General features: G+C 40.1%; 15 protein-coding genes. 12 read left to right on the top strand and 3 right to left on the bottom strand.

The genetic code is table 11. From position 1 onward, the window contains the following. Positions 1-91: 91 nt before the first annotated feature. The 12 genes from MHB64_RS32620 (at position 92) to MHB64_RS32565 (ending at position 10,172) form a co-directional block, all read left to right on the top strand. Positions 92-355 carry a hypothetical protein gene (locus MHB64_RS32620; protein WP_094875965.1) on the top strand — a complete coding sequence of 88 codons (264 nt, stop codon included), beginning with the start codon at positions 92-94 and terminating at the stop codon, positions 353-355. Positions 356-499: 144 nt separating this feature from the next. After that, entirely contained in the window at positions 500-826 is a 327-nt protein-coding gene (locus tag MHB64_RS32615) for a hypothetical protein (protein ID WP_341136387.1), read from the top strand. A gap of 474 nt (positions 827-1,300) precedes the next feature. After that, positions 1,301-1,762 (top strand): hypothetical protein, encoded by a 462-nt coding sequence (locus MHB64_RS32610; RefSeq protein WP_341136386.1) that lies wholly within the window; start codon positions 1,301-1,303, stop codon positions 1,760-1,762. Then, a complete protein-coding gene (dnaN, locus tag MHB64_RS32605) occupies positions 1,732-2,868 on the top strand; it encodes a DNA polymerase III subunit beta (protein ID WP_280788143.1) in 1,137 nt (378 codons plus the stop codon). The genes MHB64_RS32610 and dnaN overlap by 31 nt, the downstream gene beginning before the upstream one ends. Before the next feature lie 76 nt (positions 2,869-2,944). Beyond that, complete coding sequence (locus tag MHB64_RS32600) at positions 2,945-3,337, top strand: hypothetical protein (RefSeq protein WP_341136385.1); 393 nt, start codon at positions 2,945-2,947, stop codon at positions 3,335-3,337. A 26-nt stretch (positions 3,338-3,363) separates the two neighbouring features. Beyond that, positions 3,364-3,912, top strand: a complete 549-nt coding sequence (locus tag MHB64_RS32595; protein ID WP_341136384.1) for a hypothetical protein — start codon at positions 3,364-3,366, stop codon at positions 3,910-3,912. Next, entirely contained in the window at positions 3,881-4,639 is a 759-nt protein-coding gene (locus tag MHB64_RS32590) for a hypothetical protein (RefSeq protein WP_341136383.1), read from the top strand. The genes MHB64_RS32595 and MHB64_RS32590 overlap by 32 nt, the downstream gene beginning before the upstream one ends. Before the next feature lie 55 nt (positions 4,640-4,694). Beyond that, positions 4,695-5,789 (top strand): hypothetical protein, encoded by a 1,095-nt coding sequence (locus MHB64_RS32585; RefSeq protein ID WP_341136382.1) that lies wholly within the window; start codon positions 4,695-4,697, stop codon positions 5,787-5,789. Further along, positions 5,786-6,631: a ThiF family adenylyltransferase gene (locus tag MHB64_RS32580; RefSeq protein WP_341136381.1), complete on the top strand. Its 846-nt coding sequence runs from the start codon at positions 5,786-5,788 to the stop codon at positions 6,629-6,631. Before MHB64_RS32585 ends, MHB64_RS32580 begins: the two co-directional genes overlap by 4 nt. A gap of 201 nt (positions 6,632-6,832) precedes the next feature. Further along, on the top strand, positions 6,833-7,660 hold the full coding sequence (locus tag MHB64_RS32575; protein ID WP_341136380.1) for a hypothetical protein: 828 nt from the start codon (positions 6,833-6,835) through the stop codon (positions 7,658-7,660). A gap of 76 nt (positions 7,661-7,736) precedes the next feature. Further along, positions 7,737-8,603 (top strand): hypothetical protein, encoded by an 867-nt coding sequence (locus tag MHB64_RS32570; RefSeq protein WP_341136379.1) that lies wholly within the window; start codon positions 7,737-7,739, stop codon positions 8,601-8,603. A gap of 309 nt (positions 8,604-8,912) precedes the next feature. Next, entirely contained in the window at positions 8,913-10,172 is a 1,260-nt protein-coding gene (locus MHB64_RS32565; RefSeq protein WP_341136378.1) for a cytochrome P450, read from the top strand. A gap of 86 nt (positions 10,173-10,258) precedes the next feature. On the opposite strand, the gene MHB64_RS32560 is transcribed toward MHB64_RS32565, so the two are convergent. The 3 genes from MHB64_RS32560 to MHB64_RS32550 all read right to left on the bottom strand — a co-directional run bounded on the left by MHB64_RS32560 (position 10,259) and on the right by MHB64_RS32550 (position 13,217). Beyond that, positions 10,259-10,417: a hypothetical protein gene (locus MHB64_RS32560; RefSeq protein WP_341136377.1), complete on the bottom strand. Its 159-nt coding sequence runs from the start codon at positions 10,415-10,417 to the stop codon at positions 10,259-10,261. An 85-nt stretch (positions 10,418-10,502) separates the two neighbouring features. Continuing rightward, the gene (gene lspA, locus MHB64_RS32555) at positions 10,503-10,979 is read right to left on the bottom strand and encodes a signal peptidase II (protein ID WP_341136376.1); all 477 of its coding nucleotides are present in this window, start codon (positions 10,977-10,979) and stop codon (positions 10,503-10,505) included. A gap of 75 nt (positions 10,980-11,054) precedes the next feature. Further along, positions 11,055-13,217 carry a heavy metal translocating P-type ATPase gene (locus tag MHB64_RS32550; RefSeq protein WP_341136519.1) on the bottom strand — a complete coding sequence of 721 codons (2,163 nt, stop codon included), beginning with the start codon at positions 13,215-13,217 and terminating at the stop codon, positions 11,055-11,057. Positions 13,218-13,243 lie beyond the last annotated feature (26 nt).

The raw sequence follows: 13,243 nt of genomic DNA, 5'->3' as shown, positions 1-13,243 counted from the left end.
TCCTAAGGATGTGTCTAAAAAAATATGTAGCCTTGTTCCTCAATTCGGGGGACAAGTTCTATATATTACATAACCTCTGGAGGTGAGAAAAATGCCAGGAGAAAAAGGAAGAACAGTGTTGGATTTACTATCCAAATCTGAACGAGAGCTTATTCTGAATTTACAAACACAGATCATCGAATCAGGGGACACACATCAAGTAAAGGGATATAGTGAACAAATTCAAAATATTATCCAACGAACAGTTACTTTTGTTTCACATTTAAAGCCGTCGAAAGTAGAGGCACCTATGAACATCAATCAAGTGGGTATGGAACGTATATCTTTGATTGAATATCAGACAACAATTTTATGAGGGTTCGGTACCCTTAAACCGGCTTATCAGGAAAACGCTGCGGATTTATCCGCGGCGTTTTTCTCTGCTTATTCACTTGACATTTTCCTAACCTGGTATAACGTGATGGTTAAAGGATATAGTCAATGAATAAGGAGTGATATTATGGTATCCCATGCAATCAGCAAAGAGGACAAGGAACGGATACACTGGCTGCAGGAACAGATATTAGAAGCTGAAGATCCGAATACAATGCATTATCTGCTGCAGGAGGTATTACTGATTATTAAACGCTATCATCAGGCTCCGACAGTAAAGCCTGTGCTCATGGTATTGAGCCCACAAGAACGGCACCAGATTCTTCAGCTGCAAACAGACATTCTTAATAGCACGAGCATAAACGACATGAATAGAATGCAACAAGAAATTCATCAAATTATTGAAAAGGCGAAGCATGCTAAAAGGGAGGATGCTTCAGAGGAAAAAAAATAAATTGATACTTTCTTTTTATCTCTAAAACCGATAAAATAAAAGTATGAATTAATAAATGATTTTTCTTCAAGTCTTGTATTTCGTTATGTACACCACTGTGACGATAACTGAAATAATACTTGACGACGGACTGTGATACACAGGATGAAGAGATTTAGTTGTGAACACTTGCCAGTGGCACAGTGAGGACAACGTATTGATCTAGGTTAGGATTTAAAATGGATCGTTTCATTACGAACATTGAAATGCTCACCTGTATCGTATTGTCGACCTTAAATTGAAAAAAATGATAAATTCCATATGGAAGTCTAAAGCATCTGATAATCGCATTTAGCGATTCTTCAGGTGCTTTTTTTAATTTCAAAAGATTCCTTTAGGGAAAAATCCAACCCCGTTCATTCGCAAAAAAGCGATGCACGGGGTTTTTTTATATAACAAAAAAGTCAAAAGCCGTCGAAAGGATGGTCCTCACTTATGCTACGAAAAAGATTTGAAATCCTAGTTATCTGGTGGAAGACAATAACCAGTTGGATCATTCAGCGGAAAGCTCAAGCGATTTATATACTGGTTGGAACCGACTGGTATTTGATCGACTGTATGATGAGCGTTTGTGCGGCCAAATACGACATCCCAAAGAATAAACTTAGTTATGAAGGAGTGTCCATGGATCGTGGCAGATTGGTCTATGTGACCCAGATTCGATTGGATTTGAATTGGAGAAGGCGTACGTATTATTTCATTACTTTCTCCGAAATCATTCAATTCCTTGGCATCCAGCACACCTTTAAGAAGTACATTGAAGCTGCAAAAACAAAGTTACAAAGAAAGAGGCATGACGCGAGTGATCGCTGGCATGCCTTTAAGTTTTCTCAAAAAAACAAAAAATCCAAAGGGGTCGATGAACCATGCAAATTACAATTGCAACAAAAGAATTGAACGAAGCTTTGAGTAAAGTATCAAAAACCTTACCGTCCAACAGCTCCAGACCAGTCCTTGACTTGATCAAAGTCTGTACAACCGATAGTAGCGTCGTTTTGACCACCTGTAACGGTGAATTCATGACGGAGTACAGTATTAGCGACGAAAGCGGAAGCGTCCTTACTATCGAGAAGAATGGCTCTGTGCTTATTCCTGCAATTTTGATAGAAATGGTGAAGAAACTTGGCACCGGTGTGAAAATTAGTGTAAACAACGGAAACCAAATTAAAATTACATCAGTTGATACAAAAATCAAATCAGTATTCGAATTAATGGGTATGGAAACTGATGAGTATCCCCAGACGCCAAAGCTTAAGGGAAAGCCTATTCTTACGATCAAGGGAAATGAACTCGTAGCTTTAATCAACAATACGAAGTTTGCAGCCTCTACAGCGGAAGCTACTCCTGTTTTGAACGGCATTAACATGAATATCGTTGAAGGAGTCCTAACGTTTAATGCAACGGATCGCCATCGGCTTGCACGTTCTGCTATAGCAGTTGATACCAAGGAAGAGTTGGGCAACGGCCGTAATGTTCCAGCCAAGGCATTCGACGCTTTATCGAAGATTATTCATGAAGATGAAGAGTACTCGTTGTTCCTTCAGGATAACTTTTTTATGGTTACGAGTAAGCAGTTGAAATATAAGGCAACTTTGATTGAGGGTGTATATCCCGATTTATCACGGATTGTTCCGCCAATTGAAAATTCTAAGGCCACCTTTAAAGCGCATCGTGTTGAATTGATGAATGCTCTGGAACGTGTAAACATCATGAAAGAAAAAACCCCAACCATGCTGCTTTCTCTTCAGGACAGTGGAAGTCTTGTTCTGGAAACTGATAGTAGTGGTATTGGAAAGGTCCGTGAAGAAATATTTATTGCGGATCTGGAAGGTGAAGCACTAAAGATGTCATTAAACACCGATTACGTTCTCAAAGCTCTAAAAGCGATCAATACTACCATGATTGAGATCCATTTAACAGGGGAAATGAGTCCATTTGTCATTTACCCTGAGAACAACAAATTAGATCTTCATTTAATTTTACCTTACCGACGTACGGTGTGATGAAGATTCAAGTAAAGGAGAAGGCATAGCCTTCTCTTTTTCATTTAATTAAAAGCGTTAGGAGGCTAGTTTTCTAATGGACAATAGACCAAAGTTTAATCATCAACGGTTTCTAAAAAACTTAATGGAAAAAGCACAGCAACCTCCTCCAAGGTTGCAGACTGCAGGGGTGTATTACATTATTGAGGCTTTTTTTAATGGTGATACTGACGCCGCTGAAATCAATTTTGAAAGTTTTACATTACAAGACGTTCAAAACTGTTTTGAAATCGCTGATTCATTATCCTCAGTAGAAGATGAGGATTATTATGCATACGGGACTGAAAATGATTTTATTCAAGATAAGCTTGGAAAATTTAAAAGGAACTGGGTCAACCCCATTTATCAATTCGTAGATGTAATTGAAAAAAGCGGTGTTCTTCTCAAGTTAGAAAATAAAATATTCAGTCCTACTGATGATTTTATTTAACCAATTAGTAAGGAAGGAAGTGTCTTATGCCTAAGTTCTACGAAGCGGGAATTAGTCTCCTGAAAACATCCTTTGATAATCTTCGAATGATGAAACTCATGGATGATCTTGGGTACTCAGGCAGTCAATTAGGACAATGGGGAATATTCAATGAGTATGAGGACACAATGACCTTTTCGATTTTTGAGGAGTGTCTTCATCTGTTATTCCCAGGAAGTGAGATTGAATACTCTGAGAATCAAAACGAAAGTGGAATGTACAATTTTGACTTTGTTATTGAAAATCCAGATTTTTGCCGGATAAAACAACAACTCAACTTTGAACAAGTGGAAAAGAGATATTCCCGTTTCACAGAAATGGGCGATGATTATTCAGCAGCTGCATGTTCTGTTCTATGGAGAGAAGAAGAGGTGCTGGTCATTCGATTTGATGACTATCCGGGTTACATGAGCTTTTACCTGGAATTATTGGTGCCAGCTTCCGAATTGACGGAAAAACTGATTTCTATATCCAAAAAGAAAGAAAAAAAGGAGCAAATCGAAGATGAGCAACTATCAAATCTCCTGGTCGGATGAGGCCCAAAAAGCTGATACTCATGTACATGTCCTTGTCTCTTCAAACGAAGGGACTGAATTACTCAATAGTGAAATGACTTTTGGTCATTTCTTTGAAACTATGATGGATGCCGAAGTTTATGAAGCAAGAGATCAAACCGTCATAGGTATGAGAAAAGAAACGAAGAAGATCGTCGGATTTAGACGAGAGAGAAACAGCCAGCTTCGGGTGGAGACACCGATTATGAACAATAACTGGATAAAGCATATTTACAAAAAAGACGAAGACGAACACTTAGTGGTCTGTGAACTCTCCAAGAAAAATTGGGATATGTACTATCATCAAACCTTCATGGAGGCAGTAGGGCATCCACGGATGATTTTCGCCTATAGTATCTCCAGTGGAGGACATATTTATAAAATTAACATTTTCTCGATTAAAGGCACTCGGCAAATCAAAGGCGATACAATGCTCTATAAGTATCCCTATGCCAATGTCACGATCGGGGGAAGTGTTTGTATGGGTAACAATAACCTTCCTAATATCAAGAATCTCAGTCAATGTTCTACGCTGCATAATATGTTTTTCGGCTCACCGAGTTCGGATTGCTATTTTGCAGATGGAAGAAATGATTCCGGAATTACTGAACTGAGAGAGTTGTACACGAAAATGCAACATTCAGAATTCCCTGAAGACTGGCTTATCTCTGAAGGGATGACATTCGAAAAATTTCTAAAGCGCTTCTAAAAAAATGCTGAACACTACGAAATGATAGATTTAAAAATTCAAGGAGGACAATACAATGACACAAGATCAAAGAACACAGATGGATATTTTCGACTTTGCTCCTGAAATAAAACCAGTAGGATTGGAAAAACCACAAGTTCCAGCAAAAACTACTACTAAACCAATCAAGCCAGCAAAAGCTGTACAGCAGGAGAAATCAGAATCGTTTGAAGTTAATGCTGAAACCCGCATTAAATATGACGGCACACTGACCCCCATTACAGAATATTTTAGCGCTACTGAAATTTCTGAGGGGATTGTTGACAAAGATGGAGAAGAGGGAAAGTTGCGCAAAATTACTGGCAATGATTTACGACTTCGAATGATGGATGAATGTGGTGAAATGAGCGAAGAGGAATACTGTACGATGGTCTTATTTAAAGGGCCCAACCTTGTGGTACCTACTATCCATGCCAAAAAGCGGGGTGCTGTATTAACCAGATTCACTGGTATCTATGCTTCTTTGGAGGAGGCCAGTAAGGACGGCCGCCGTAATATGTACATTCCGTCCGCTGATGGATGTGTATATCATATTCGTCAAAGTGAGTTTTTCTCTGTTAGCCAAAAAGCAAAAATTGTACCTGACACAAGGCAAATTGTAGAAGGTGTGAAAATCACCCTTCCCAGAAAAATTGACTGGTCTTTCCTTTGCCGATTTATCAGCGCATCAAAATTCTTTGCTGAAACATATCACGTCGAGTTATATGGTGAGATTTATTGGAATTATAATTCTCGTGAATACTTGTTAGTGTTTCCACAACAAGTAGCATCTTTAGAGAATGTAACTCCGCTTGAAGATGATAGTATCATACCAGTTATTGAGGAATGGGTTAAAGTAGTGGAGATTCATTCACATCATTACTGGGAAGCTAACCCTTCCAAACAAGACGATGAGAGTGAGACAGCCAGCTGCCTATACGTCATCGTTGGGACGCTGAATAAACTGATGCCAGATATCACGTGCAGAATACATGTAGATGGGAAATTTTTCGGAGTAAATCCAGATGAGATTTTCGAATCCCCTTATGATAAGAAATATTCTGAGGACTTTTCTTGGCTTCTTAATAAAGTAACGATCCAGGACACTCCGCAAAAGGAGGAGGTCCTGTGATCTCACTTCCTACAGAGTATCCCCCATTTTTCTACATTGTTCAGCTTGGGTCTGGAGGAAATGGCTCGTACATCCTGCAGCAGGTCGTCCAGATGATGAATATTTTTAATGTGGCCGGATGTTACACGATAGCTGATCCAGATACGGTAGAATCCAAGAATCTTGGCAATCAATTATTTATTCCCAAAGACGTGGGGTTCAAAAAGGCAGAAGTGCTGGCTAAGCGTTATTCTGGGCACTATCAAATTCCTATTCGTTCATATACGAGAGAATTTGTACAAGATGAAACGATGTTACGTCAACTCTTTTCTTATCGGGATTATCTTGCTCTCGGACGAAGAAGCTTTATTCCGATCTTGATTTCCGCGGTAGATAATAATTTCACACGTCAAATGATGCACCGTTATTTCGAATCAGAAGATAACCTCATCTATCTAGATGTTGGAATCGAGGGAGCTAAAGTGCCACAAGACGGACGTAGTCGCGAGAATTGGACTGCTCAAGAAGAAGAGAATTATCGGAAATCCGGATGGGTAGGGCAGGTTGTCTGTGGAGTAAGATGGAAAGGTGAGACCTTACTACCTCCAGTTGCTGAAGTCTTTCCTGATGTGCTGGAAGACGATGATCCTATTGCGCCATCAGCAACTGCATGTTCAGAGATTGTTGTGAGCGAGCCTCAGCGCCTTCTTACTAACAAATTCGCAGCGCTTGAAGTTGTGTCCTTTTTTAATGAAATCTTCAGTGAAAATAGGATCAGTAATCATATGTCCTATATTACACTTCAGAGCAAAGTGAAAGTACGAAACATTCAGGCTAGTCCTGATGTGACACTTCAAATTTAATTAAATATTTTTAATCGGAATTTCTGATGAGATTTTAAATTATCAACAATTTACGCAAATCTGATAGTCAAAATTTATGAATCAATAAATTTTCATCAAACAGCGGACTGAGTAATAAATCAGTCCGCTGTTTTTATTGGCGCTTATATACGTAAACGATTCTCATGATTCTAAGAATTTTATCTAAGGAGTCGATAATGAATGATTAACTACTTGACGGAAGTTGCAAGAAGCTATAATGACGAGCAAATTACTCTTATTTGTGAAGAGATAGACCGCTCTAATCATTATGATCAAAAAACTCATTTATATGGTCTTCTTTCACAGCTGCCTAGAACTAAGGAATCTGGAAACGTGATGAAAAAGGTCTTTTGGGATATGTATTTTCATCGTAATACTCAAACATTAATCATCGATCAAGGCTGGTTTGTTAAGAAAAATAAAAAAGGAAATGAGAGTCATGATGACTTCTTTCAGGAATGGTTCAATCATCAAATTTTGACTCCTTTCCTGTTACAAGATGAACTTGCTTACGATCATGAAATACGAGTAGGAAACGATGGAACTCTTTTTGATGCATTCATGTGGAAAAACTCGTTAGTTCATATACTGGATTGTCATACTAATGTGTTCGGAGATAAATACACTGTGATTGTAGTGCCAAAATCAGAAATAGGAGTTCTTCTTCTCCAGAAGGTTTCAAGAAAACTATCATCATTACCTGCCTTTTACTCAATTTTGGCTGATATACCCTATTGGGTAGGTGATAGATGCTTGCTTATTCCACAAGAACCATTAATAAAGCAAGGCGTGCAGCCAAAACCTAATTCAAGCCAGACAGAACCCGCTCCTGAGTCCGAAAATATAAAATGGGTCCTTCATTGTAGCTGTAATGACGAAAATGCTAGAAGTGCTATTAAACGACTAAGTGATGATGATCTTAGGTATTGTTTAGAAAAAGAGACACGAAAAACAGGAATGCGAAATTTATTAAAGGAAGCTCGTAGCCGAAATTTCATCGATATTTAAGTTATTGAGGCACTATTGCTTCATTCGATTTATGCTTTTTTAACAAATCCGACTGAAGGTTAAAGGAGAGAGGTTTATGGAATATAAAAATGAAAATTTTGATGCAGCTGGTTGGAAGGTTAGCAGCAAATGTGGTGTTACTAAAGCTCAAATACTCAAAACATTAGAGTGGCTACCTGAAGATGAAGAGTTGATATCATTTCAAGTTGATCGAAATCAATCTTTAATTGTTGGTTTTATCACTTGTGCAGCTGGCGAACAAGGCGAGCTGGAGATTAGAACTTTATTAGAAGAAATCTGTGAAGATTGTTCTAAGGAAAGAGAAGACAGGGTCTATACTACAATTTCTGGTCTTCAGATATTTGTTGACTGCGATAGTGAGTCTAATATTGTGCCTTCATTGGTTACTTGTCAGGCAGAGGGCTGTGTAGACGGCCAAGTAGACGGAGAACAATGTGATTTCTGTGCAGGCACGAGTTTAGTAAGTGAGGGGGAACCTGGTTCAGAGTCATATGATCTTATGAATGAAATCAGTATCGATGAATCTGGAATCTTAGATGTAAATCATAAGGATTTTTTATTCGAGGGACTAGGAGTACTGATGGCTAGTACTGATGAAAGAACCTTAAAACATATCATAAGAGCGATTGGTACGAAAAATATAAAAAATAATCTTCAGCTTCTATGGAGTGGTTTTTTTCGGGTGTATTCAAACTATTATCCGGAGGAAACAGCTCGTTCCATCTTCAATACAATGACTGATAAATTAGGTTTAGGATCAGCAGTAATACATGTTACTTGTAAATGTGATGCCTGCGGGCATCGGTTTCATATAAATGAAACTGAAGAATTTGAAGGAATCGTAAATGGAGAAGATTTTGATGGACAAGTTTGTATCCCTTGCTATGAACAATTAAAAACCGGCACATATGATAACAAATAATTACGGCAAGGCTTTTGCAAACTAAAAATAACTAAGGGCACAGTTAACTAAACATTGACTGTGCTCGTTTTCTTTTTTAAGTCGCGTGTTAAGCTTTCACGTATAAGAAAATAAATCAAGTAGGTGACTTTAATGTATCTTTGTAGGTTTTGCTCCGCTGAACAAGACGAATCTGAGTTGGAGATGGATGCTCAACATAAGGGTTATCGGGTAACGCAGAAGGTGTGCTGGGTTTGCCGCTTACGAATAAACAGAGAATATTTTACCAAGAATAAGAATCATTACTCATGAAGAATGGAGATGGATGATATGTCAAATACAAATCAAATGCCTCGGGAACAAGGAATAGACCATAGCTTGAGTCTTATGAGAGAAGGATATTTGTACATTTTGAACAGACGTCACAGTTTTAATTCTGATGTATTCGAGACCCGAGTGTTTGGAAAGAAAGCGATCTGCATGGGAGGAAAGGAAGCTGCGGAAGTTTTTTATGACACTGAGAAATTCAAAAGGAAAGATGCAGCACCAAACCGGGTGGTACAAACATTGTTTGGCAAAAATGGTGTTCAGGCTTTAGATGGAGAGGCCCATAAGCACCGTAAGGAAATGTTTATGTCGATTATGTCTCCTGACGGACTTGAAAAACTGACCGACATTACAAAAAAACAGTGGGAGATGACAGTGGAAAAATGGGAACTGATGGATAAGGTTGTTCTTTATGATGAAGTGCAGGAAATTATGTGCCGGACAGCCTGCCAGTGGACTGGTGTACCGGTACAAGAAGACGGAGTGAAGAAGCTGACAAACGATTTGGAAGCGATGTTCGAGTCGTCAGCTACTGTCGGTCCAGCTCATTGGCTAGGGAGACATGCACGGAATCAGGTAGAAAAGTGGATCGAAGAACTCATTAATGAGGTTCGTGATGGGAAAGTGAACCCCCCTGAAAATACTGCATTACACAGGTTTGCCTGGCATCGAGATCTAGAAGGGAATCTTCTGGATACAGAGACCGCTGCTGTGGAAGTGATCAATATTTTGAGACCGATTGTAGCTATCGCTATATTCATCAATTTCACTGTGCTGGCAGTACATCATTATCCGGAAGAAAGGGAGAAACTTGAATCTAGCGATGAAAAATATGCTCAGATGTTTATACAGGAAGTACGCCGCTTTTATCCGTTTTTTCCGTTTGTCGCGGCACTGGTAAAAAAAGATTTTACCTGGAACAACTATAAATTTGAAGAAGGCACATTAACTTTGCTAGATCTTTATGGCACCAATCATGATCCTAAAATATGGGACAATCCTGAGGTATTCAATCCAGTTCGGTTTGCCGAATGGGACGGAAGCCCCTTCAGCTTCATTCCGCAAGGTGGTGGCGATTACTTTATGGGACATCGCTGTGCCGGTGAGTGGGTCACCATTGAAGTCATGAAAGTGAGTCTCGATTATTTAGTAAATCGTATGAATTATGAAGTTCCTGACCAGGATTTAAGTTTCAGTATGGTCAACATACCAAGCATTCCCCATAGTAAAATAGTGATCAAAAATGTTAAGCGAAGGACTTAATTTGAAGAAAAGAAAAAAACATGTACAACCCAAAAATCTATTACACACAGAGTGAAATAAAATATCTGATCAACACAAAAATAGCCTCATAATACCAGTACACCGATCAGGATGAAAATCGGGCTTGAGGAATCATGCTCCAAAGATTCCGGAATAAAATCCAAAATGGCGATAGCGATTAAAATCCCTGCGCTTAAAGCCATCAAAGCATTCAAGCCCTTTCGCGACCAGTCACGTTTTAACACAAAAACGAGGCCGCCGATCACATTGGCGGCCGCCGCCAGAAATATATAAAAACAAACTTCCCCAATTCAGCACAACCACCCTGATCTACTCCGGCAAGCTCTGACTCGATGCCTTATCCGCTCTGGATGCCCGGAGCGTGTCAATCATGACCATAATAACCCCTGTCGTGATGAACACATCCGCCATATTAAATACCGGATAATTGATAAATGTTAATTCAAGCATGTCCACGACTTCGCCATGTAGAGCGCGATCTACAAAATTGCCCAGCGCTCCTCCAAAAATCAGCACTAATGCATAAGCGAGGAATTTTTGTCTGCGGTAGATTTTACGCAAGTAAATGATAATACCAACAAGCACGATGGCAGTCACCAAAATAAAAAACAGCCTCTGGTTTTGCAAGATGCCAAACGCGGCACCGCGATTTCGAATGGATGTCAGTTGGATAAAGCCCGGAATAAGCGGTATTTTTTGACCGATATCCATATACGTCGCAACACTCCATTTGATCAATTGATCAACGGCAAAGGCGATAAAGGCCACAACATAGTAACGAAGCACAATACACTTCCTTTCAAAGTAAAGAGTCAGGGGTATTCACCCCTAACTCCAACATAAATGTTTTAGCTTTTTGCCTTATTCTTTGACTCTCATCAGTCGCAAACCGTTTAACGCAACCAGGAGCGTTGCCCCCATATCGGAGACGATAGCAATCCAAAGCGTTAACCAACCCGGGATGACGAGCAGTAAAGCAATCAGTTTTATAGCCAGTGCAAAGGTAATGTTTTGCTTGATGATATTTAATGCTTTACGGCTTAATTTAATGGCAAAAGGAAGTTTTCTTAAATCATCCCCCATTAAAGCAACGTCTGCCGTTTCGAGTGCGGTATCCGTACCGGCTCCGCCCATGGCAATCCCAACTGTAGAAGCTGCGAGTGCTGGAGCATCATTGACACCATCGCCAACCATGGCGACATTGCCGTAATCGACTCTTAATTGTTTAATAAAGTCTAATTTATCCTGCGGCATCAGTTCGGCCTGCACATCCGATACGCCAACATGTCCGGCGATCGCATTTGCGGTACCTTTGTTATCACCGGTAAGCATGATGGTTTTTTTGATCCCAAGGTGATGCAGCTTTTGAATAATTTCTTTACTGGATTCACGCACTTCATCGGCTACCGCGATCACCGCGAGAATTTCTTTGTCCGTTCCTACAACCATAGCCGTTTTTCCTTGATTTTGCAATGTAGTAACCAGTTGCTCTTGTTCGTTACTAAAATGAGCAGTAGCTAATTCTTTAAAGAGTTTCGGATTACCAATGTAATAGCTTGTTCCGTTAACCGTACCCTTAATCCCTTTACCGGTGATGGAAGAAAAGTCATCAACCATGACGTCGGAATAAGATATATGTTCCTGTTCCGCTTTCTTCATAATGGCCGAAGCAAGAGGATGCTGCGAACGGTACTCTAATGCAGTAATGATGGAAAGCAATTCTTGATCATTCGTCTTATGGTTGAATACATTGAAATCCGTTACAACCGGTACACCTTTGGTGAGCGTGCCGGTTTTATCAAACGCAATAGCCTTTAAGGCACCCATCTCTTCGAGGTAAATACCGCCTTTGATAAGAACGCCATTTTTCGCTGCATTTCCTATTGCAGATACGATGGAGATTGGAGTGGAGATCACTAGCGCGCAAGGACAACCAACCACAAGAACGGATAAGCCTTGATAGACCCAGGTAGCCCAACTTCCATCAAAGAAAAGCGGCGGAATAATCGCGACTAAAGCGGCAATGACCATAATGACCGGTGTGTAGTATTTCGCAAATTTATCGACAAAGGCTTGGGATGGTGCACGTTCTCCCTGTGCTTCCTCAACCAGGTGTATGATCTTTGCGATGGTCGTATCATCGACCAGCTTGGTTACTTTGACTTCAAGGAGGCCTTCTTCATTTAACGTTCCGGCAAAAACCTCGTCATCCATCGTTTTGCCAACGGGAACGGACTCACCGGTGATCGCGGCCTGATTGACGGCAGAGTTGCCGCTGACCACCACACCATCCATGGCAATCTTTTGACCGGGTTTGACAATCATGATATCACCAACGGCAATTTCATCGACATTGACCATTTGTTCTTGTCCGTTCCGTCGAACGAGTGCTTCTTTCGGTGCAATGTCCATTAAGGAACGTATCGATTGTCTAGCCCGATCCATCGAGAATCGTTCTAACGCTTCACTGATCGCAAAGAGGATAACCACAATCGAACCTTCGGCCCATTCCCCAATAATCGCAGCTCCGATTATGGCAACTGTCATGAGCGTCTTCATGTCAAATTCAAATCGCATCAAGTTTTGAAAACCAACTTTAAAGAGCGAGAATCCACCGATCACAATGGAGGCTGCAAATAACAAGGAAGTGATTAGGTTTTCTTCCCCATTTACATTTTGGGAAATATACCCAATAACTACCAATAAGACTGCATTCAACAAAGTACTATGTTTTTTATAAAACGGTTCTTTCACTTCTTTGATGTCCTCTTGCTTCGCTTCCCGTACCGGCTTTTCTGGAGCCACTTTTAGATTTTCAAAAGCGCCAGCTTTCTCCAGCTCCTCAACTGTGGTTTCACCGAAAACGGCAATTTTTGAAGCGCCAAAGTTCACTTTTGCATCTTGAACGCCTGGCAGTTGCTTTACATTTTTTTCAAATTTCCCGGCACAATTCGCGCATGTGAATCCTTCAACGCGGTATACGTTTTTGTTCTCTACTGGTTCAATCACTTTACTCAACGCCAACAACCTCCTTTTGATGCTCAATGGCG

The sequence above is a fragment of the Paenibacillus sp. FSL K6-2859 genome (assembly GCF_038008265.1).
Lineage (GTDB): Bacteria > Bacillota > Bacilli > Paenibacillales > Paenibacillaceae > Paenibacillus_AQ > Paenibacillus_AQ nitricinens.
This window is presented reverse-complemented; position numbering and strand designations above follow the sequence as displayed.